Source organism: Pseudomonas sp. No.117 (assembly GCF_054558395.1).
The window spans coordinates 544764-563906 of the sequence record NZ_BAAJNP010000001.1; the positions used below are offsets into that span (position 1 = coordinate 544764).

Annotated in this window: 20 protein-coding genes; 9 read left to right on the plus strand and 11 right to left on the minus strand. The window is 67.8% G+C overall.

The window, feature by feature from the left end:
* Positions 1 to 16: 16 nt before the first annotated feature.
* Complete coding sequence (locus ACYJP6_RS02550) at positions 17 to 1489, plus strand: FGGY family carbohydrate kinase (RefSeq protein ID WP_459473095.1); 1473 nt, start codon at positions 17 to 19, stop codon at positions 1487 to 1489.
* Between the two features lie 492 nt (positions 1490 to 1981).
* On the opposite strand, the gene ACYJP6_RS02555 is transcribed toward ACYJP6_RS02550, so the two are convergent.
* Both ACYJP6_RS02555 and algB read right to left on the minus strand, forming a co-directional pair.
* The gene (locus ACYJP6_RS02555) at positions 1982 to 3772 is read right to left on the minus strand and encodes an ATP-binding protein (RefSeq protein WP_459473097.1); all 1791 of its coding nucleotides are present in this window, start codon (positions 3770 to 3772) and stop codon (positions 1982 to 1984) included.
* Positions 3769 to 5118: a sigma-54-dependent response regulator transcription factor AlgB gene (gene algB, locus ACYJP6_RS02560; RefSeq protein ID WP_459473099.1), complete on the minus strand. Its 1350-nt coding sequence runs from the start codon at positions 5116 to 5118 to the stop codon at positions 3769 to 3771. Before algB ends, ACYJP6_RS02555 begins: the two co-directional genes overlap by 4 nt.
* 442 nt (positions 5119 to 5560) lie before the next feature.
* On the opposite strand from algB, the gene ACYJP6_RS02565 reads away from it, so the two are divergent.
* Genes ACYJP6_RS02565 through ACYJP6_RS02575 form a run of 3 tightly spaced genes read left to right on the plus strand, consistent with a single transcriptional unit; the run spans position 5561 to position 6241 of the window.
* Positions 5561 to 5815 (plus strand): hypothetical protein, encoded by a 255-nt coding sequence (locus tag ACYJP6_RS02565; RefSeq protein ID WP_007160204.1) that lies wholly within the window; start codon positions 5561 to 5563, stop codon positions 5813 to 5815.
* 10 nt (positions 5816 to 5825) lie between these two features.
* The gene (locus ACYJP6_RS02570) at positions 5826 to 6050 is read left to right on the plus strand and encodes a hypothetical protein (RefSeq protein WP_459473101.1); all 225 of its coding nucleotides are present in this window, start codon (positions 5826 to 5828) and stop codon (positions 6048 to 6050) included.
* A 29-nt stretch (positions 6051 to 6079) separates the two neighbouring features.
* Positions 6080 to 6241, plus strand: a complete 162-nt coding sequence (locus ACYJP6_RS02575; protein WP_007160206.1) for a DUF1328 domain-containing protein — start codon at positions 6080 to 6082, stop codon at positions 6239 to 6241.
* A 303-nt stretch (positions 6242 to 6544) separates the two neighbouring features.
* Here ACYJP6_RS02575 and ACYJP6_RS02580 read toward each other — a convergent pair whose 3' ends face one another.
* From ACYJP6_RS02580 to ACYJP6_RS02595, 4 genes are read right to left on the minus strand one after another with little or no spacing between them, the layout of a single operon-like run.
* Complete coding sequence (locus ACYJP6_RS02580) at positions 6545 to 7444, minus strand: efflux RND transporter periplasmic adaptor subunit (protein ID WP_459473103.1); 900 nt, start codon at positions 7442 to 7444, stop codon at positions 6545 to 6547.
* A 10-nt stretch (positions 7445 to 7454) separates the two neighbouring features.
* A complete protein-coding gene (locus tag ACYJP6_RS02585) occupies positions 7455 to 7655 on the minus strand; it encodes a DUF1656 domain-containing protein (protein ID WP_459473105.1) in 201 nt (66 codons plus the stop codon).
* Positions 7645 to 9783 carry an FUSC family protein gene (locus ACYJP6_RS02590; protein WP_459473422.1) on the minus strand — a complete coding sequence of 713 codons (2139 nt, stop codon included), beginning with the start codon at positions 9781 to 9783 and terminating at the stop codon, positions 7645 to 7647. The genes ACYJP6_RS02585 and ACYJP6_RS02590 overlap by 11 nt, the downstream gene beginning before the upstream one ends.
* A 14-nt stretch (positions 9784 to 9797) precedes the next feature.
* A complete protein-coding gene (locus tag ACYJP6_RS02595; protein ID WP_459473107.1) occupies positions 9798 to 11300 on the minus strand; it encodes an efflux transporter outer membrane subunit in 1503 nt (500 codons plus the stop codon).
* Between the two features lie 247 nt (positions 11301 to 11547).
* On the opposite strand from ACYJP6_RS02595, the gene ACYJP6_RS02600 reads away from it, so the two are divergent.
* Together ACYJP6_RS02600 and ACYJP6_RS02605 are read left to right on the plus strand one after the other, a co-directional pair.
* A complete protein-coding gene (locus ACYJP6_RS02600; RefSeq protein WP_459473109.1) occupies positions 11548 to 12501 on the plus strand; it encodes a LysR family transcriptional regulator in 954 nt (317 codons plus the stop codon).
* 384 nt (positions 12502 to 12885) lie between these two features.
* Positions 12886 to 13866: a DMT family transporter gene (locus ACYJP6_RS02605; protein ID WP_459473111.1), complete on the plus strand. Its 981-nt coding sequence runs from the start codon at positions 12886 to 12888 to the stop codon at positions 13864 to 13866.
* Here the strand turns inward: ACYJP6_RS02605 and ubiA are convergent.
* From ubiA to ACYJP6_RS02620, 3 genes are all read right to left on the minus strand, one after another.
* On the minus strand, positions 13851 to 14798 hold the full coding sequence (gene ubiA / locus ACYJP6_RS02610; protein ID WP_459473113.1) for a 4-hydroxybenzoate octaprenyltransferase: 948 nt from the start codon (positions 14796 to 14798) through the stop codon (positions 13851 to 13853). The genes ACYJP6_RS02605 and ubiA overlap by 16 nt on opposite strands.
* A 76-nt stretch (positions 14799 to 14874) precedes the next feature.
* The gene (locus ACYJP6_RS02615) at positions 14875 to 15432 is read right to left on the minus strand and encodes a chorismate--pyruvate lyase family protein (protein WP_459473115.1); all 558 of its coding nucleotides are present in this window, start codon (positions 15430 to 15432) and stop codon (positions 14875 to 14877) included.
* Positions 15416 to 15985, minus strand: coding sequence for a DUF2780 domain-containing protein (locus ACYJP6_RS02620; RefSeq protein WP_459473116.1), 570 nt, complete (start codon positions 15983 to 15985; stop codon positions 15416 to 15418). Before ACYJP6_RS02620 ends, ACYJP6_RS02615 begins: the two co-directional genes overlap by 17 nt.
* Before the next feature lie 127 nt (positions 15986 to 16112).
* Between ACYJP6_RS02620 and ACYJP6_RS02625 the strand changes: the two genes are divergently transcribed.
* Complete coding sequence (locus tag ACYJP6_RS02625) at positions 16113 to 17342, plus strand: nucleoside recognition domain-containing protein (protein WP_459473118.1); 1230 nt, start codon at positions 16113 to 16115, stop codon at positions 17340 to 17342.
* On the opposite strand, the gene ACYJP6_RS02630 is transcribed toward ACYJP6_RS02625, so the two are convergent.
* On the minus strand, positions 17324 to 17992 hold the full coding sequence (locus tag ACYJP6_RS02630) for a hypothetical protein (protein ID WP_459473120.1): 669 nt from the start codon (positions 17990 to 17992) through the stop codon (positions 17324 to 17326). The two genes, ACYJP6_RS02625 and ACYJP6_RS02630, sit on opposite strands and share 19 nt — an antisense overlap.
* Positions 17993 to 18139: 147 nt before the next feature.
* Between ACYJP6_RS02630 and ACYJP6_RS02635 the strand changes: the two genes are divergently transcribed.
* Together ACYJP6_RS02635 and ACYJP6_RS02640 are read left to right on the plus strand one after the other, a co-directional pair.
* Positions 18140 to 18370 carry a DUF1161 domain-containing protein gene (locus tag ACYJP6_RS02635; protein ID WP_145008314.1) on the plus strand — a complete coding sequence of 77 codons (231 nt, stop codon included), beginning with the start codon at positions 18140 to 18142 and terminating at the stop codon, positions 18368 to 18370.
* 103 nt (positions 18371 to 18473) lie between these two features.
* Complete coding sequence (locus ACYJP6_RS02640; protein ID WP_459473122.1) at positions 18474 to 18650, plus strand: hypothetical protein; 177 nt, start codon at positions 18474 to 18476, stop codon at positions 18648 to 18650.
* Positions 18651 to 18694: 44 nt separating this feature from the next.
* Here the strand turns inward: ACYJP6_RS02640 and ACYJP6_RS02645 are convergent, their stop codons facing one another.
* Positions 18695 to 19126 carry a PA0061/PA0062 family lipoprotein gene (locus ACYJP6_RS02645; RefSeq protein ID WP_459473124.1) on the minus strand — a complete coding sequence of 144 codons (432 nt, stop codon included), beginning with the start codon at positions 19124 to 19126 and terminating at the stop codon, positions 18695 to 18697.
* Positions 19127 to 19143: the final 17 nt, after the last annotated feature.

Genomic DNA, 19143 nt, shown 5'->3' on the forward strand with positions numbered 1-19143 from the left:
ATAACAAGGAGCTGCTATGGCCGCCGAGCCGCTGATCCTCGCCCTCGACGAGGGCACCACCAATGCCAAGGCGATCCTGGTGGATCGCGCCGGCCGCGTCGTGGCCCGCGGCTCCCGGCCACTCACCGTCGAGCATCCGCACGCCGGCTATGCCGAGCAGGATCCCCTGGCCATCTGGCAGGCCCTGCAGGGCGCCATCGGTGACTGCCTGGTCCAGACGGACGCGCCCCTGGCGGCCATCGCCATCAGCAACCAGCGCGAATCCGCGCTGGCCTGGGAGCGCGCCAGCGGCCAGCTGCTCGGCCCGCTGGTGAGTTGGCAGTGCAAGAGATCCCAACCGCAATGTGAGGCTCTGCAGGCCGCCGGCCATGGCGAGCTGATCCGGCAGCGCAGCGGCCTGGCACTGGACCCGATGTTTTCCGCCGGCAAGTGGCGCTGGCTGCTCGACCAGGTCCCCAACGGCCTGGCCCGCGCCGCCGCAGGGGAAATCTGCCTGGGTACCGTGGACAGCTGGTTGCTCTGGCAACTCAGCGGCGGCACTAGCTTCCTCATCGACGCGGCCAACGCCGCCCGCACCCAGTTGCTCGACCTGCGCGGCGGCGACTGGGACCCGCAGTTGCTGGCCCTGTTCGGTATTCCGCGCGCGGCGCTACCGGAGATCCGGCCCAGTGCCGGCTGCTTCGGCGAGACCCGGGCCCAGGGCCCGTTGCCGGGTGGCCTGCCGATCCTGGCGATGATCGGCGACTCCCATGCGGCGCTGTTCGGCCAGGGTGGCTTCGTTCCCGGCAAGGTCAAGGCCACCCTGGGCACCGGTTCCTCGCTGATGACCCCCATCGCCGCGCCGGTGGTCTCGGCCCATGGCCTGGCCACCACCCTGGCCTGGCGCCTGGGTGACACCCCGACCTATGCCCTGGAAGGCAATATCGTCCACACCGGGGCCGCGGTGGGCTGGACGGCGCGCCTGCTGGGCGGCGCCGGCGAGCTGGAGGCCCTGGTCGCCGAAGCCGCGGCGCTGCCGGACAACGGTGGCGTCTACTTCGTCCCGGCACTCGGGGGGCTCGGTGCGCCGCATTGGCGCGCCGAGGCGCGGGGGCTGTTCTGCGGTCTCAGCGAGAAGTGCGGACGAGCGCACCTGATGCGTGCGGCCCTGGAAGCCATCGCCTACCAGATCCGCGATGTCTTCGATGCCATGCAGCAGGACAGCCCGACACCCCTGGAGGAGCTCTGGGTGGACGGCGGCGCCACGCGCAACGAATGGCTGCTGCAATTCCAGGCCGATCTCCTGCAGCGCCCGGTGATCTGCAGCCTCTCGCCGGAAGTGTCAGCCCTGGGCGCCGCCCACCTGGCCGGCCATGCGTTGGGCTGGTGGCAGGACGCCGCGGCGCTCGGCGATCTCGAGCGGCCGCGGCGCCGCTACGAGCCGCGGGCCAGCGCCGTGCTGGAACTCTATGCCGGCTGGCGCCAGGCGCTGGAGCGGACGCTGCGGTAAACACTGTAGGTTGGGTTGAGGCAGCTCCATCGCCGAAGCCCAACAGGGCCGGCGCTAGGGCTGATGTTGGGCTTCGCTACGCTCAACCCAACCTACGGGCCACGTAGCGTGGAAAACGGCGCAGCCTTTTCCACTGGGGCATCGTGACTAGATGCTGCCCTCTCCCCGAGGGAGAGGGGACTAGACCGTAGGTTGGGTTGAGAAGGCTCTATCGTCGAAGCCCAACGTTGGCAAACGCTGAGACACCGTTGGGCTTCGCTGCGCTCAGCCCAACCTAGGGGCCACGTAGCGTGGAAAACGGCGCAGCCTTTTCCACGGGGATACCGTGGCGAGGGGCGCCCTCACCCCGACCCTCTCCCCGAGGGAGAGGGGGCTAGACCGTAGCTTGGGTTGAGACGGCTCTATCGTCGAAGCCCAACGCTGGCAAACGCTCAGGCACTGTTGGGCTTCGCTGCGCTCAACCCAACCTACGGCGGCCCTGTATGGCCTAGCTCAAGTCGGCAAGGTCATGAAGATCTGCGTTCCCTGGCCGGGGCGCGATACCACGCCGATGCGGCCACCGTGCTGGCGGATGATTTCCTTGCACAGCGCCAGGCCCAGGCCGGCGCCGCCTTTCTGGCTGCCGATCTGCACGAAGGGTTCGAACACCCGACCCTGCTGGGCGTAGGCGATGCCTTCGCCGTTGTCCTGCACCGCCATCAGCAACTGGTCGTTCTGGCGTAGCGCCTGGATGACGATCCGCCCGCCTGCCGGGGTATGGCGCAGGGCGTTGCTCAGCAGGTTGTCGAACACCCGCGCCAGCTGCTTGGGGTCCAGGCTGACCCGCGGCAGCGGCGTGTGCAGCAACTCCACGCTCAATTCGACATCGCGCTCGCGGGCCTCGTCGGCATGGCGGGCGCGGGCTTCTTCCAGCAGGTCGCCGATCTCGCTGGGCAGCTTTTCCGGGCGCTGCAGGCCGCTCTGGTGGCGCGAATAGTCCAGCAGGTCGTTGATCAGCTGCACCAGGCGGTGGGTTTCCTCGTCCACCGTCTGCAGCAGATAGGCCTCGCGGGATTCCGGCGCCACCTTGAGGCGCTCGCGCAGCAGGCCGAAGGCCATGTGCATGCCGGTGACCGGGGTGCGCAGTTCGTGGGAGGCGCGCAGGACGAATTCGTTGCGCACCCGGTCGAAGGCGCGCTGCTCGGTGACGTCGCGCAGCACCATGAGCGCGCCGACGCTACGGCCATCGGCGTGGTTCACCGGCGTCAGGCTCCAGGCCAGCAGGCGAATCTCATCGTCGACGCGGATCTCCAGGTCTTCGGGCGCCGCATCCAGGGCACCGCCAGCCAGCACCCGCTGCACGCTGGCCTCGATCTCCGGCCGCTCCAGGGCGGCGATCAGGGATTCGCCCAGGTGGTTCTCGTTCCAGCCGAGCTGGCGGCAGGCCACCGGGTTGGCGTGCTCGATGTTGCCCTGGGGATCGAGGATCACCAGGCCATAGTCGATGCTGTCGAGCACCGCCTGCAGGCGCCGCTGGCCGGCCACCAGGGCCTCGACGTTGGTCTGGCTGAGCCGGTGCAGCGCCTGGGCCATGTTGCCGAAGCGGCGGCTGAGCAGGGTGAACTCGGCAATCTGCGAGGTCGGCAGCTGGACGTCGAAGTTGCCCTGGCTAATGCGCTCGGCGGCCTTGGCCAGGCCGTCGATGGGCCCGGTGAAGCGCTTGGCGATGCCGTTGGCCGTCACCACCCCGGTGACCAGAATGGCTACGCCGATCATGGCCAGCAGCAGGGCGATGATCACCGCGCGGTCGTGGGCCTCGTCCTGCATGCGTTCCAGGGTCACCACATAGCTTTTTTGCAGGTCGTAGATGCGGTTGCGCAGCTCGTTGAGGGTTTCCTGGAAGCCCGGGTCGGCGCGCAGCTGGGCATAGCCGCTAGGGGGAGCCTGCAGGTAGGCAGCGAAGCGCTCGTAGCGACGCTTGACGTCTTCCAGCACGGCCAGCTGCTCGGGCTTGCGCATCTCGCCCTGGACCAGCTGCAGATACTGCTCGAAGCGCTGCTGGGCCGCCGCCAGGGACTGCGCATCCGGGGCGCCGTCGAGCATCTGGAACAGGCTGTTGCTCAGCTCCTGACGCATGTTCAGCGTCAGGTTGATGAAGTCCAGGTTGCTGCGCGTCTGGACGCTCTGCTCGCGGGCCAGGTGGAGGACGCTCACCAGCCCGACCAGCAGCCCGATAAGAGCCACGGCGATCAGGGCGGAGATGCTGAGGAAGAGGCGGGTGTGCAGCTTGATCGGCAGTTTCATAGCCCGTACTGCTTGCGTTTTCGATAGAGCGTGGAGGCGTCGATACCCAGGGTCTTGGCCGCCTGGTCGAGGGTCTCGCTGGTGGCCATCACCGCGGCGATGTGCGCCCGCTCCAGGGCTTCCAGGCTCAGCGCCTCGCCGACCCGTGGCGCGCTGGCGGCGCTGGCAGTGGCCGGGCCATCGCCGAGGCCCAGGTGATTGACGTCCACCAGGTCCTGGCCGCAGATGATGCTGGCGCGCTCGATGACGTTGCGCAGCTCGCGGACGTTGCCCGGCCAGCCGTAGCTGCGCAGGGCTTCCAGCGCCGCCTCGCTGAAGCCGTGGGCGGGCCGGTTGTAGTCCTTGACGAAGCGGGCCAGGAAGCGCTCGGCCAGGTCGACGATGTCTTCCTTGCGTTCACGCAGCGGCGGCAGGTTGAGCACTATGACGTTGAGGCGATAGAGCAGGTCTTCGCGGAATTCGTTTTCCGCCACCATCTGTTCCAGGTTGCGGTTGGTGGCGGCGAGGATGCGCACGTCGGCGCGGCGGGTCACCGGATCGCCGACGCGCTCGTATTCCTTGTCCTGGATGAAGCGCAGGAGCTTGGGCTGCAGCGCCAGGGGGAAATCGCCGATCTCGTCGAGGAAGAGGGTACCGCCATCCGCCTGGCTGACCCGGCCGAGGGTGCTCTCGCTGGCCCCGGTGAAGGCGCCGCGGGTATGGCCGAACATCTCGCTTTCCATCAGGTCGGCGGAGAGCGACGGACAGTTGATGGTGACGAAGGTCTTCTTGGCGCGGCGACTCCAGGCATGGATGGCGCGCGCCAGTTCGCCCTTTCCCGAGCCCGACTCCCCAAGGATCAGTACATTGGCATCGGTGGTGGCGACCTGCCGGGCGGTTTCTAGGATGCCCATCATCGCCGGACTGCGCGAATCGAGGCCGGCGCTGGACTTGCGCACCTCGCCTTCGAGGGCTTCCAGCCGCGCGGAGAGCTGGCGGAATTCCAGCTGCTTGGCGGCGGCCATGCGCAGCTGGTCCGGACTGCAGGGCTTTACCAGGTAGTCGGCGGCGCCGGCCTGCATGGCATCCACGGCGGTGTCGATGGCCGAGTGGGCGGTGACGATCACCACGCGCATCCAGGGCGCCTGGATGCGCATCTGCTGCAGCACGTCCAGGCCGTTGTCCGCACCCAGGCGCAGATCCAGGAAGCAGAGGTCGTAGACCTGCCGGAGCAGCAGGGCTTCGGCCTGGGCCGCGCTGTTGGCCGTGGCGACGCTATAGCCGGCGTCCTCCAGGCAGAAGCGAAAGGTACGCAGGATGGCGGCTTCGTCGTCCACGAGCAGGATGCGACCGCTGGTTTGTTCCATGACGGAGAGACTCCAGGCCGAAAGGCCGAAACGCGCTAAAAGACCGAGCTGGCAGTTAGTCCATCATACATCGTGCAAGTTGCAATCCGCAGGACCGATGGGAAAGCCGGCAGGGGGAATGGCGGCATCGTGCAGTTCGCAATCCGCCTGGTGGAATCGTCCGAAAAGGTGGCTTTTGCCCGAGCAGGAGGGGGCGACGAGGGCTTTCTTGCCGCTGCACCGGTCAGCAACGGCCAGTGGCGACGGCGCCAGCGCCCCTGGCCATCATGCAAAACGCAATGCGTCGGGCGTTGCACCTTGCAAGGTGCATGTCTGTCTGCTCTCTCGATAAATACTAAGTCATTGTTTTTTATAGTAAAAATTCTTTTCGAAAAGCTGGCACGCAGTCTGCAATCTCCTTGGCAAGCCGGCCTTAGGGCCAACGGATTGCAGGAGAGACCCGATGATCAGCCAGACCCTTCGCAAGCACTTGGTAGGTACTGCGCTCTTCGCTTGCTTCGCCAGCGCTGCCGTCGCCGCCCCGCAGGGGCAGGACGTCAGCCGCGAACAGGCACTCATCGCGTCCACTCGGATCGCTGCCCAGGCCATGGTGCCGGCAGCCAAGCCGTTGGCCAGCCAAGGTCGCGGGGAACTCAAAGCCATCCCGGCACAGTCCAATGGTGACCGCCTGGTGAAGCAGACCCGCTGGGTATTCTGAGATCGCGACCATGATGTGGATGCTGCTGTTGATGTCGTTGTTCGTTGCAGCTGCGGTCGTGAGCATGGGGATGTTGCTCAGTGCTTTGATGATGGGTCGTGCGCTCAATCAGACGCACAACCTCAACGGTCTGGATCTTGATCTGACCGCTGTGGAACCACGGATGGCGAGTCTGGACACCCAGGATTTCGCTAATAAAACCACTGCTCGCTGGACAGGTGCTGTCGTCCGCTGAGTGCACTTGCAATACATAGGAGAAACACCATGCTGAGCTGGGCTATCACTTTCCTGATCATCGCGATCATCGCAGGCGTCCTGGGTTTCGGTGGTATCGCCGGTACCGCCACCAGTATCGCCAAGATCCTGTTCGTGCTGTTCCTGGTGCTGTTCGTGGTGTCGTTCTTCATGGGTCGCCGTCGTCCCTGACGCCAAACCTGTGAGCGCAACGGGTCGCCGGTCTTAAAGACCGGCGGCCGAGGCTCTGTCATCGAACTGCAGCCTTAGGCCGGTTCAATAGCATCCTCGAAGTCGTCTCGCACAACGGGACGCGATGGCCACATGGTCGGGACGCTCTGCCGTATCGGGAGGGTTCCAAGAGTACAGGGAGTACTTTCGCACTCGCGGCGGACTGGGCTGGTTACGATTACACCCCTGAATTCGAAAGGTATTCCCAATAGGAGATACCGGCCGGCGTCAGGGGTGTCGTCGTTTTTGGGCCGAGGAAATCCTTCAGCCCTGCCAGAAGGCATCCCACCAGGAGCGCTCGCCACGGGCGTCCTCGAGTACCACGGTGCAGGTGGTGCCTGCCGCCAGCAATACCCCGTCAGCCACCGGATCCAGGGCGATCCGTACCGGTACGCGCTGGGCCAGGCGGACCCAGTTGAAGGTGGGGTTGACGTCCGCGGTGAGTTCACGGCTCTGGGGATTGTCCCGGTCGTAGATGCCCCGCGCGATGCTTTCCACGTGGCCATGCAGCACCTGGCCGCTCATCAGGCGCATCTCGGCCGCGGCGCCGACCTGCACATGGGGCAGCTTGGTCTCTTCGAAATATCCATAGACCCAGAACGAGTGGGCGTCGATGACGGCGAGCTTGGGTGCGCCGGCAGCGGCGTAGTCACCCTTGAACACCGACAGGTTGGTGACGTAGCCGTCCACCGGGGCCAGCACCCGGGTGCGCTTGAGGTTGAGCCGTGCCGATTCCAGTTGGGCCTGGGCCTGGCGTAGGTCGGCCTCGGCGGCCAGCGCGGCGCTGCTGGCATCCTCGCGATTCTCCCGGGAGACCACCAGGCTGTCGATGTCGGCGCGGCGGCGGGCGTTCTGCTGGCGCATGGCCAGGGTGGCCTTGCGCGCGGCGACCGAGGCTTCGGCCTGATGCACGGCGATCTCGTAGTGCTCGGGATCGATCTGCAGCAGCAGGTCGCCCTTGTTGACCCACTGGTTGTCGCGCACGGCGATCTCGGTGACCAGGCCGGCCACATCGGGAGCGATGGTGATCACCTCGGCGCGCACCCGGCCGTCCCGGGTCCAGGGGTCGTTCATGTAATGCACCCATAGTAGGCGGCCGAGGCTCAGGGCCAGGCAGACCACCAGCAGGGTGAAGAGCACGCCGAAGAGTTTCTTGAGAATCATGGCAGGAATCCTAGCGATAGACGCACAGCGCCAGGGCGCAGTAGAGGCAGGTGAAGAGGGCCAGGCGCAGCAGCGCCGGATGCCAGACGACGCGATAGAGGCCGACCGCGGCCAGGACCCGGTCCAGCGCCCAGGCGAGCAGGGCGGCGACCAGGAACAGCACCGTCACGGTGGGCAGGTAGAGGCCATGGAAGGCGATTTCACGCGGCATGGGGGATCTCGAGGTAGCGGGCCAGCGGTCCCTGGGGATCGAGCAGGGCGCTGCGGATGAAGTGCAGGTCGCTCTGCACCTGGCGCAGAGGCGACTCGTCATAGGGCAGCTGCGGCGGTTCGGCCACCGCCGCCACCGTGGCCAGGGCGGCGTCCACCGCGGCCAGGGCCCGGCGCAGGTTCTCGGTACCGGGCTTGAGGAACAGGCGCACCAGGGCGCGGCCGACCACGCGGATGGCCTGGCGCCAGGGGCTGCCCTCGGCATAGCGCGGCGCCTCGGGCAGGCGCGCCTGCAACTCGCGTAATTCGATCACCGCATGGCCGATCTCCAGCACGCAGAAGGCCCAGCCGATCAGGCGGCGCTGGGCTTCGCCCTGGCTGGCGCTGACGCCATAGGCCTGGTTCAGCAGGTCGCGGGTCTGGCCCTCGAAGGCCGGGGCCAGATGCGGCAGGGGCGCGCTCACCGCCCGCACCAGCTGCAGGCGCAGGTCGCGTTCCAGGCGCCGCCACAGCCAGGGACTGTTGGGCGGCAGCAGCACCGCCGAGACCGCCGCGGTGATCACCATCGACAGCACCACGGCGATGCCGTTGTTGATGAAGGCATAGGCGTCGTAGACCGGCGGATTGTCGGGGATCGAGGTGAAGCAGAAGAACACCAGGCAGCCCAGGCCATAGCCCATCCAGCCCGGCCGCAGGGAGATCCAGGTACCGAGCATGAACACCGGCGCCAGGGTCAGCAGCAGCAGTGGCAGGCCGGTGATCCAGGGAAAGACGAAGAAGGTCAGGAAGAAGCCCAGCAGCACCCCGCCGCCGGCGCCGACGGCCATCTGCATGGCGGTGCGCTTGGGATCCGGCGAGGCCGAGGCCAGCGCCGAGACGGCCGCGGCGTTGAGCGCCAGCATGCCACCGCTGGGGTAGGCGCTGGCGACCCAGAAGGCGCCCAGCACCAGTACCAAAAAGGCGCTGCGCAGGCCGGTGACCGCCGCGCCCAGGGCGTTGGCCTTGGCGACGAAACGCGGCTTCCATTGCTCGCGGCTATGCCGTGCGGCAGCCAGGGAGGCGTGGGTCTGCAGATAGTCGTGCCATTCACCGGTGAAGCGAAAAAGCAGCTCCACCGCGGTCTCGAAGTCCCGCCGATCGACCTCGTCCAAGGGCGGCAACTCGGCGCGCAGGGCGCGAATGCGCGGTCTCAGGCCCTGATGCAGGAGATCCAGGCGCGCGGCGGCGGCTGCCGCGGCACCTTCGTCGAGGGCCTGGCCACGCCAGTCCTCGAACAGCTCGAGCAACGGCGCCCAGAGTCGTTCGAGCGCCGCCAGCGGCAGCTGGGCGTCACGCTCGCGCAGGCGCATGAGCAGCCGGCTCAGGGCATGCAGACGGGTGGTCAGGCCCATGAATTCGGCGTTCAGCCGCGCCAGGCGGCCGCTGCGCATGCGCATGTGCGGGTCTTCGAAGGCCGAGGCGCTGCGCAGGTTCTCCAACCCCACCGCCTCGGCGGCCAGGCGGACGCCGGCGGCTTCCAGGGTGGCGCGGTCGAGACGGCCGCGCAGCACGTCGGCGGCCAGGCCGGCGAAGCCCCCCATGCGTCGATAGAGCGCCGCGCGCATGGCGGTGGCGCTGGTCTGCGGAAAGACCGCCGCACTCACCGCGCCACTGCAGAGCACCCCCAGGGTGATGGCCAGCACCCGCATCACCGCCGACATGAAGGCGGTGTCGGCGTTGAGCGCGGCGGGAATGCCGATCAGGGCGGCGGTGTAGCCGGCCAGCATGCAGGCGTAGCTGCGAAAGTCCCGGTAGCGCGCGGAGCCGGCCACGCAGAGACCGATCCACAGCGCCAGGCAGATCAGGAAGGGCACTCGCTCCTGGGCGAACAGGCCGATCAGTACCAGCATTACCGCCAGCCCCAGCAGGGTACCCATGACCCGGTAGAAGCTCTTCGCCAGCACCTGGCCGCTCTGCGGCTGCATGACGATGAAGACGGTGATCACCGCCGAGCTGGGATGCGGCAGTTGCAGGCGCATGGCCAGCCACAGGGTCAGGCTGGCGGCGAGCAGCATCTTGGCCTGGTACAGCCAGAGGCTGCCGTCGCTGCGCGCCCAGGCGCCAAAGGCCTGGCGCAGCGGTGCCGCCATGGCGCCGGTACTGCTCACCGGGCCGCCCGCTCGACGGCGACGCGCGCCGGTACCAGGTCTCGGTCGGCCGGTCCGCGTTCGAGGTCCGCGCCGCCACCGAGGGCGACCAGGGCGCCGGCCTGGGCGGCCAGGCGCAGGGCGTGCACCTGGGCGGTGACGCGTTGCTGGGCGAACAGCCGGGTCTGGGCGTCGAGCACGTGCAGGTAGTCGGTCAGGCCGCGGCGAAAGGCCTCGCGGGCGATGTCGTAGGTACGCTGCGCCTCCTGGCTGGCCTGGTCGGCGAGAGTGGCCTGCTTGGCGGCCGAGTCGGCCTTGATCAGGGCGTCGGAGATCTCCTTGAGGGCGTCCACCAGGGTCTGGTTGTAGGCGCTGACCGCCACGTCGTAGGCCGCCGATTCCGCGCCGAGGCGGCTGCGCAGGGCGCCGCCGTCATAGATCGGCAAGGAAAAGGCGGGACCGATGAAGGAGCCGGTCTTGGCGTGGGTCAGCATCTCGCTGAGTCGGCCCAGGGTGAGGAACTGGCCGACGTTGGCCACCAGGTCGACGTTGGGATAGAAGCTGGCGCGGGCGACGTCCACGCCCTTGGCCGCCGCGGCGATCTGCCAGCGGCGCGCCACCACGTCGGGCCGCTTGCCGACCAGTTCCAGGGGCAGGCTGCTGGGCAGGCGCGGCGCCGCGCCCAGGGTCAGCCGCGGCCGCTGCAGACCGGCGCCGGCACCCGGGCCCTTGCCGGCCAGGGCGGCGAGCTGGTTGCGATCCAGCGCCAGGGTCTCGTCCAGGGCTTCCAGCTGGCGCTCGGTCTCGGGCAGCAGGGCGCGCGCCTGGCTGACCTCGAACTGGGTACCGAGGCCGCCGTCCAGTTGCCGCTGGGCCAACTGCGCCAGCTGGCGCTGCTGCTCCAGGGTGGCGGCGAGGATATCGCGCTGGTCGTGGTGCAGGGCGAAACCGATGTAGGTGCGGACGATGTTGCCGGTCAGCTCCAGTTCGGCGGCGCGGACCTCGGCGGCGGCCTGGTGCGCCTGGTCCAGCGCCTGGGCGCTGGCGTCGCGCTCGCGGCCCCAGAAGTCCAGGGCATAGCTCAGCCCTAGCTCGGCGTTGTTGTTCCAGGTGGTGCGATCGGCCAGTTCGCCGGGGCCGTAGAAGCCGTCGGTGGGCCAGCTGTAGCGCTTGAAGGCGCCCTTGCCCTCGACCTGCAGGGCTTCGCGGGATTCAGCGAGGCCGGCGAGAGACTCGGCGCGGCGCACCCGGGCGGCGGCCGTGGCCAGGCGCGGGTTGTCCGCCAGGGCGTCGGTGATCCAGGCATCCAGCTGGGCATCGCCATAGGCGCGCCACCACTGGCGCGCGGGCCAGGCGGCCTGGCCGGCGGCGGCGCGGATGGCGGCGTCGGTGGCCAGCGCTTGATCGTCGAGACGCTGCGCCTGGGGCGCGTTGTGACCGGTACCTATGCACCCGGCCAGCAGGGTCGCCAGGGCGACCACCGAGAGCCCAGGCCAGGCTCTGCAAGAGAAAGGCGACACGTGGGGGTCCGTATGCAACAGGGCCATACCGCCAGTTCGCGCCTGGAGGGGCGGCGTGGGGTCGGCGAGATGAGCTGGAACTGAAAGAGGACGCCTACCGGATCGGGCGATCGATGGACGTTACCATTAGGCTGCTAACGATTCTATAAAATTCCACGGTAATCGATTAGCGCGCCAACCCGCGAATCTTTGTTTCACATACTGAAATAATATGGAGAATGACGGTTTTCCGGATCCTCGAGGCGGCATGGACACCCTGCACAACATGCGCGTTTTCGTCGCCGTGGTGGAGAGCGGCAGCTTCACCGGCGCGGCCCAGACGCTGCAGACCACCACCGCGCACGTCTCCCGTGCGGTGGCCCATCTCGAAACCCACCTGCGCACCCGGCTGCTGCACCGCACCACCAGACGCATCGCCCTGACCGAGGCCGGCCAGCGCTACCTGGCCCGTTGCGAGCAGATCCTCGCCTACGTCGAGGAAGCCGAAGCCGAGGCGGGGCACGCCCAGGCGCGGCCGGAAGGTCGGCTGCGGGTGCACAGCATGACCGGCATCGGCCAGCACTATGTGATCCGCGCCATCGCCGGCTATCGCCAGCTGCACCCGGAGGTGCGCTTCGACCTGACCATGGCCAATCGCATTCCCGATCTGCTGGAAGAGGGCTTCGACCTGGCCATCGTGGTGGCGGCGGAACTGCCCGACTCCGGCTTCGTGTCCCAGCAGATCGGCCAGACCTACAGCATCCTCTGCGCCTCGCCGGCCTACCTGGGCGAGCACGGCCAGCCGCGGACGCCGGCGGAATTGGCCGACCACGCCTGCCTGAGATTCATCAGCCCGGTGGTGTCCTTCGATCGCTGGCAATTCGAGGGGCCCGATGGCACCGAGACCTTCCGCATCGGCGAGACCCCGTTCCAGGTCAACACCGGCGACGCCATGACCGAGGCCCTGCGCCAAGGCCTCGGCATCGGCGTGCTGCCGATCTATTCGGCGGTGGACGGCCTGCGCGACGGCAGCCTGGTGCGGGTGCTGCCGGCCTATCGCCTGCAGCGGCTCAACGCCTATGCGCTCTATGCCTCGCGGCAGTACCTGGATGCCAAGATCCGCACCTGGGTGGCCTACCTGCGCGAACAGATCCCCGGGGCGCTGGCCGCCGACGAAGCCTTCGTGCGCGCCGCCAGCGAAGTCGGCGGACCTGCGCATTGAGGTTGGCGGGGTGCTTGGACTAAGCTCGGGGAGCCGGCGCCTCGCGCCTGGTCATAGTTAGTAAGCTATTGAAATATCGCCCGGTATCGCGGTCCCGAGGGCGACAGGATGGCTTCCTCCCGGCACGCTTGGCGGTCGATGAGGTCCATGTCCCGAGTCGGCGGTGACGTCGACGGACCGCCGTGCAGGACGGCCGGATCATGCAGGCGGTCAGGGACCGCCGTCAGAGTCTGTGCAAAGTCTCGCGAGCTAGAGACAAACTAGGCGAAAATGCCTGAGGAAGCGGAGTTTACGAGGGTAAATGAGCATTCCGAAGGCATTTTCAACGACGTTTGGCCGACGCGCAGCAGACTTTGGACAGACTCCAAGCGCCACGGGAGTCCAATGAGCGCCCCAGCAGGACCCACTCTGAGATTCGCCGACCAGCCGCTCAAGGGCATCGCCCTGATCTGCCTCGCGGTCTGGCTGTTCGCCTCCCACGATGCCCTTTCCAAGTACCTGTCCGGCTTCTATCCGGTGGTCATGGTGGTCTGGGCCCGCTACCTCTCCCATACCCTGTTGATGATGGGTATCTTCATCCCGCGCTCGGGACTGGCGGTGATCCGTACCAAGCGGCCCGGGCTGCAGGTGCTCAGGGCGCTGTGCCTGATCGGCTGCAGCCTGTTCTTCACCACCGGGCTGCGCTACCTGCCGATGGCCGAGGCCACGGCGGTCAACTTCCTCGCCCCGCTGATGGTGACGGCGCTGTCGGTGCCGCTGCTCAAGGAGACCGTCACCCGCAGCCAATGGGCGGCGGTGCTGGCTGGCTTCATCGGGGTGCTGGTCATCGTGCGGCCGGGTGGCCAGCTGTTCACCCCGGCGGTGCTGCTGCCGGTCTGCTCGGCGGTCTGCTTCGGTCTCTACCAGCTGCTGACGCGCCTGCTCAGCGGCATCGACAGCCCCACCACCAGCAATTTCCTCACCGGCATCATCAATACCCTGGTGCTGAGCAGCGTGGTGCCCTTCTTCTGGGAGATCCCCACCCTCGGCCACGGCTGCATGCTGGCGCTGCTCGGCTTCTTCGGCATGTCCGGCCACCTGCTGCTGACCCAGGCCTTCCGCTATGCGCCGCCGGCGCTGCTGGCGCCCTTCAGCTACGGGCAGATCGTCACCGCCGGCATCATCGGCTTTTTCGTCTTCGGCCACGTGCCGGACGGCGGCGCGCTGATCGGCATCCTCATCATCTGCGCCAGTGGCCTGGCGGTGGCCTGGCAGCAGAGCCGCAAGGCGTCCAAGGCCAAGGCGGTGCCGGCGCCGCAGCCCGAGGCAGTGCCGGAGGTGGTCGCCGACGCCGCCGCGGGCGCCCCCGCTCAGCGCAGCCCGTAGTCCGCGATGATCCCCAGCAGGATCGCCAGGCCGGCCCAGTGGTTGTGCAGGAAGGCCTTGAAGCACACCTGCGGGTCGCGCCCGCGGGTGACGTGGAATTCCCAGGCGAAGCAGCCGGCCGCCACCACCAGGCCCAGGTAGAACGGCAGGCCTAGGCCGAAGCGGCCGCCGGCCAGCGCCAGGCAGAGCAGGGTCAGGCCCTGCAGGGTAGCGATGATCACCCGGTCGGCGTCGCCGAAGAGGATGGCGGTGGATTTCACCCCGATCTTGAGATCGTCCTCGCGGTCGGCCATGGCGTAGTAGGTGTCGTAGCCCACCGTCCAGATCACGTTGGCGACGAACAGCAGCCAGGCTTCCGCCGGCAGCTGGCCGGTCTCGGCGGTGAAGGCCATCGGCATGCCCCAGGAAAAGGCCGCCCCCAGCACCGCCTGGGGATAGTAGGTGTATCTCTTCATGAAGGGATAGAGCGCCGCCACGCCGAGGGCGCCGAAGGACAGCCAGACGGTGGTGGCGTTGGTGCAGAGCACCAGGCCGAAGCTGATCAGCACCAGGGCGGCGAAGAGGATCAGCGCCTCCCGGGGCGTGACCCGGCCGGTGGCGAGGGGCCGATTCTTGGTACGGGCGACGTGGCCATCGAAGTTGCGGTCGGCGAAGTCGTTGATCACGCAGCCAGCCGACCGCATCAGCACCACGCCGAGCACGAAGATCACCAGGTTCTTCAGGCTCGGCATGCCCTTGGCGGCAATCCACAAGGCCCAGAGGGTGGGCCAGAGCAGCAGGTAGATGCCGATGGGGCGATCCAGCCGGGTGAGCTGGATGAAATCCTTGAGCCTTTCGCTACGGGGGCGCGTGGCGATGACCCGGGCACTGGGCGCGGGGCTGCGGGGCGCGGCGGGACGGCGATCACGAGGGCGGGAAGCGTTCTTTTTCATCGGACGGCTGCATGGCGAAGGGCCCGGCGATTATAAGGGCGAGATCGCCTTGCCGCTGCCGTCGTGACGATCCTGGCTAGGACTCGCGTCGGGTATGCGGCCAGAAGGCCGGCAGAAAGACCTCGCTCACCAGGATCGCCAGGGGCCCGCGGCGGAACACCGAGCGGCGGGCCCAGCAGGCACGTCGCTCGGCATCGTCGGGCAGCCAGGCCAGCGGATAGCGACAGGCTTCCAGCGGCCCGCGGACGAAGGCCGGCGCCTGGAACAGCCAGTGGCCGAGCGGCCGGTCGCCCAGGGCGGCCAGGTCGAAATCGGCCGCTTCCAGGGCGCTGCGCGCCGCCACGCTGCGAGCGAACACCCAGGCCTCGCCCCGGCCGCGCAGCCAGACCTCGCGGACCCAGCCCGGACTGGCCGGCGGGACGTCCAGCGCCTGGCACTCATCGGCGCGCAACGGCTGCCAGCCCTCGGCGAGCACCTCGACGGCGAAGCGATCGTCGCTGAGGGCGGTGAGCCGCTCGGTGAGGGAGCCGCGGTCGGCGTAGAGCCAGTCGAGCGGTGCCGCGGCATAGTCCGCCTCCCGGCTGGCCGCCTCGCGGGTCAGCCAGCGCGGTTGTGGCTCACAGGCCCCAGACATTGCCCAGGGTGCTCAGCAGGGACGGCTGGGTGCCTTGCTTGCCGAGGTAGCCCAGGATCACCTGGGCGAACTGGGTGCTCATGCCGCTGTTCATGCCCAGGGCGTTGAAGGTCTTGTTGACGTCCTGGCGGCTGTCGACATTGCCCAGCAGGCTGCCCAGCGGACTCTGCTTGGCGTCCTGGCCACCGCCGCCGAGCAGGTTGCCCAGGCCGCCGAGTTGCGCAAGGCCCCCGGCGGCGTTGGCCCCGGCCAGCTGGTCCAGGCCCGGCACGGCCTTGGCCAGCTGGCTGTAGTCGTTGCCCACCAGCTGGTTCTTGGCCAGGCCGAGCAGGGCGCCGGTGCCGCCCACCGCCTGTTGCGGGGTGACCTTGAGCTGGGTGGTCAGCGCCTGCAGCAGGCCCTGGGCCTGGGGTGTGGCGGCGGCCGCGGCGGTAGCCTTGGCGTTGTTGTTGCCATTGGCGCTGTTGTAGGCGTTGACGGCGTCGTTGAGGTTGAAGGCGAACACCGGGCTGGCGGCGAGCACCAAGGGCAGGGTGAGGACGGGCAGACGCATGAGTGGGCTCCAGCGATTTTCTCGAAAGCCCAGAGGATAACCCGGCGGCGATGACCGCAGACTGAACGGCGTCCCTGCAGGGACCCGGCGCTACGGTTATCATCGCCGTTTTGCCGGGAGAACAGAGATGCTCAACGGGTTGTGGCTGGGCTTCTTCATCGTCGCCGCGATCAGCGCCCTCGGCCAGTGGCTGGTGGCCGGCAACGCCGGGGTCTTCGCCGCCATGGTGGAAAGCCTGTTCGCCATGGCCAAGCTGTCGGTGGAGGTCATGGTGCTGCTGTTCGGTACCCTGACCCTCTGGCTCGGCATCCTGCGCATCGCCGAGAAGGCCGGGCTGGTGGATGCCCTGTCGCGGCTGCTCGGCCCGCTGTTCGCCCGGCTGATGCCCGAGGTGCCGCGCGGTCACCCGGCGCTGGGGCTGATCACCCTCAACTTCGCCGCCAATGGCCTGGGCCTGGACAACGCCGCCACCCCCATCGGCCTCAAGGCCATGCGCGCCCTGCAGGAGCTCAATCCCAGCAGCACCACGGCGAGCAATGCGCAGATCCTCTTCCTGGTCCTCAACGCCTCTTCACTGACCCTGCTACCGGTGACGGTCTTCATGTACCGCGCCCAGCAGGGCGCCACGGATCCGACCCTGGTGTTCCTGCCGATCCTGCTGGCGCACAGCTGCGCCAACCTGGTGGGGCTGCTGTCGGTGGCCTTCATGCAGCGCCTCAAGCTGCTGGATCCGGTGGTGCTGGCCTGGATTGGCGGTGGCGCCCTGGCCTTCGGCGCCTTCGTCGCCTTTCTCTTCACCCTGACCGCCACGGCGCTGGCGGGCCTGTCGTCGCTGCTCGGCAACCTGACCCTGTTCGGCATCATCCTGGCCTTCATGATCCTCGGCGCCCTGCGCAAGGTGCCGGTCTACGAAGCCTTCGTCGAAGGCGCCAAGGAGGGCTTCGACGTCGCCAAGTCGCTGTTACCCTACCTGGTGGCCATGCTGTGCGCGGTGGGGGTGCTGCGCGCCTCCGGGGCGCTGGAGGCGATCCTCGAAGGCATCCGCCACGCGGTGACCTGGCTGGGCTGGGACACCCGCTTCGTCGAGGCCCTGCCCACCGCCCTGGTCAAGCCCTTCTCCGGCAGCGCCGCGCGCGCCCTGCTGATTGAGACCATGCAGACCCACGGCGTGGACAGTTTCCCAGCGCTGGTGGCGGCCACCATCCAGGGCAGCACCGAGACCACCTTCTATGTGCTGGCGGTGTATTTCGGCGCGGTGGGCATCCAGCGTGCGCGCCACGCGGTGGGGTGCGCCCTGCTGGCGGAATTCACCGGGGTGACGGCGTCGATCTTGGTCTGCTACTGGTTCTTCGGCTGAGTCCGGTGCTCCGGTTCACGCATCCAGTCGTCCTGCACCATGCGCCGCTGGCGGCGTGAGGTGAGCTGCTGGGTCTGCCAGTCCTCGGCGATCAGCGCGCAGTACTCGCCATCGTGCTGGCCGAGGCGGAAGCGGCGGCGCACCCCGATGGGGTCGTGGTCCGAGCCGTAGAAGGCCACGGCGCGGATCTCCATGCCCTCGAACACCCAGCCCTCCGGTGGGCGATGGTTGTCCAGGGTCAGGCCATTGTGCTCGGCGGCCCGGCGGATCAGGCCCTGGAAGGTGCCGATGTGGGTGAAGTCGCCGGTATTGAGCGGCCCCTGGTGGGTCGCCTGGCCCAGCACCAGATCGGGATCGAAGTCATCCTGGCCGCTTTCGCGGATGTCGGTGACATCGGTGTAGAGCGTCTCGCGATTGGTCTTGAGGATCACCGTCAGCTGGTTGATGAACACCGGTTCGGCGCTCATGTTCGACAGCAGGCAGAGGGCCCCCACACCCTTGCCGGCACCGCGGTTGATGATCAGCCGGGGCTGGCGCTGGCGCTTGTAGTTGTTGAGCAGCAACTGGGCATAGAGGATCCAGACGCCCAGGGTGCAGCATTGGGCGAACAGGGTGAGCACCTGGGAATTGTCTTTCAACCACTGGAACATGGAGGTTCTTCACGGGACGGGATGTCCATCGGAAAGACCGTTCGGGTGCCGGGTTCCACCGCTTCGCTGGCCAAAGGGCCGCCCTGAGAACATCGCCACAGCTCAGGCGTCCAAGCCTAGGAGGTCCTCACGCCAAGGAAATTCGCCATGCTGCGTCTATCGCTACTGTGCTGCACCGCCCTGCTGAGCGCGTCCGTGCTGGCCGAGCCACTGTCCTGTGAACAGCTCAAGGCCGACATCGAGGTGAAGATCCAGTCGGCCGGGGTGACCGCCTATACCCTCGAAGCGGTACCCAACGCCGAGGTGCGGGATCCCAACATGGTGGTCGGCAGCTGCGCCAACGGTACCCACAAGATCATCTACCAGCGCAACGACTGAGCCTCGGCGCAGCGAGCGGACCGTTTATCCGCTGGATACTTGTACAGTTCCGCTTGGCTTAGTACTGTCTGCGCATACAGTATCTAGCCAAGAGGGTAATGCCATGTCGCCGTTCGCCCGGATTCGCCAAGCTCTGTCCCTTGCCCAGCCCGCGCCGCGCTGGATGGAACGCGAGGATTTCCTGCGCCTGAGTCGGCAACTGCGGGAGCAGAAGGGGCGCCCCGCGCCGGTCCGCACCCTGGACAGAAGCCAGGACGACTGGCTCAGCGTGCCGGCCTAGTCACCCGGCTAGGCCGAGCCGGCTGACGTGCAGGCCACGGCCAGCTAGAAGGGCGAGCAGATGCCGCGCTCTGAGCTGACCAGCTCGCGCTCGCCGTCGTAGAGGCTGATCTCGCCCTGGCCGAAGGTGTGCTCGGCTTCCAGGCGATAACGCCGGCCGGCCTGGAAATCGCCATAGTCGAGTTCCAGGTAGCACTGGATCTGCAGGGGCTCGTTCCAGCCGAAGCGTGGGCCGAAGCCGCCCCCGCCATAGAGTTCGTAGCGATAGCTCACCTTGAGGCTGTGGCGGCCGGGCGCGAGCTGGAAATAGCGGCCGTCGTCCAGCCGGCGACCATCCTGGGATTCGGCCAGCAGCGAAGCGCCCACGGCGGGCTCGCGAAGCACCAGGTCGATCCACGCCTGCTGTGGATCGACGGGCGGCAGTGGGGTGGTACAGCCGCCGAGCAGCAGCGTGATAGCCAGCAAGCGCAGGCGCATGGACGGCGACTCGCGAA

Coding starts and splice junctions, on each gene's coding strand:
- ACYJP6_RS02550 (WP_459473095.1), top strand. CDS start 17: ATGGCCGCCGAGCCGCTGATCCTCGCCCTCGACGAGGGCACCACCAAT.
- ACYJP6_RS02555 (WP_459473097.1), bottom strand. CDS start 3,772: ATGAAACTGCCGATCAAGCTGCACACCCGCCTCTTCCTCAGCATCTCC.
- algB (WP_459473099.1), bottom strand. CDS start 5,118: ATGGAACAAACCAGCGGTCGCATCCTGCTCGTGGACGACGAAGCCGCC.
- ACYJP6_RS02565 (WP_007160204.1), top strand. CDS start 5,561: ATGATCAGCCAGACCCTTCGCAAGCACTTGGTAGGTACTGCGCTCTTC.
- ACYJP6_RS02570 (WP_459473101.1), top strand. CDS start 5,826: ATGATGTGGATGCTGCTGTTGATGTCGTTGTTCGTTGCAGCTGCGGTC.
- ACYJP6_RS02575 (WP_007160206.1), top strand. CDS start 6,080: ATGCTGAGCTGGGCTATCACTTTCCTGATCATCGCGATCATCGCAGGC.
- ACYJP6_RS02580 (WP_459473103.1), bottom strand. CDS start 7,444: ATGATTCTCAAGAAACTCTTCGGCGTGCTCTTCACCCTGCTGGTGGTC.
- ACYJP6_RS02585 (WP_459473105.1), bottom strand. CDS start 7,655: ATGCCGCGTGAAATCGCCTTCCATGGCCTCTACCTGCCCACCGTGACG.
- ACYJP6_RS02590 (WP_459473422.1), bottom strand. CDS start 9,783: ATGGCGGCACCGCTGCGCCAGGCCTTTGGCGCCTGGGCGCGCAGCGAC.
- ACYJP6_RS02600 (WP_459473109.1), top strand. CDS start 11,548: ATGGACACCCTGCACAACATGCGCGTTTTCGTCGCCGTGGTGGAGAGC.
- ACYJP6_RS02605 (WP_459473111.1), top strand. CDS start 12,886: ATGAGCGCCCCAGCAGGACCCACTCTGAGATTCGCCGACCAGCCGCTC.
- ubiA (WP_459473113.1), bottom strand. CDS start 14,798: ATGAAAAAGAACGCTTCCCGCCCTCGTGATCGCCGTCCCGCCGCGCCC.
- ACYJP6_RS02615 (WP_459473115.1), bottom strand. CDS start 15,432: ATGTCTGGGGCCTGTGAGCCACAACCGCGCTGGCTGACCCGCGAGGCG.
- ACYJP6_RS02620 (WP_459473116.1), bottom strand. CDS start 15,985: ATGCGTCTGCCCGTCCTCACCCTGCCCTTGGTGCTCGCCGCCAGCCCG.
- ACYJP6_RS02625 (WP_459473118.1), top strand. CDS start 16,113: ATGCTCAACGGGTTGTGGCTGGGCTTCTTCATCGTCGCCGCGATCAGC.
- ACYJP6_RS02630 (WP_459473120.1), bottom strand. CDS start 17,992: ATGTTCCAGTGGTTGAAAGACAATTCCCAGGTGCTCACCCTGTTCGCC.
- ACYJP6_RS02635 (WP_145008314.1), top strand. CDS start 18,140: ATGCTGCGTCTATCGCTACTGTGCTGCACCGCCCTGCTGAGCGCGTCC.
- ACYJP6_RS02640 (WP_459473122.1), top strand. CDS start 18,474: ATGTCGCCGTTCGCCCGGATTCGCCAAGCTCTGTCCCTTGCCCAGCCC.
- ACYJP6_RS02645 (WP_459473124.1), bottom strand. CDS start 19,126: ATGCGCCTGCGCTTGCTGGCTATCACGCTGCTGCTCGGCGGCTGTACC.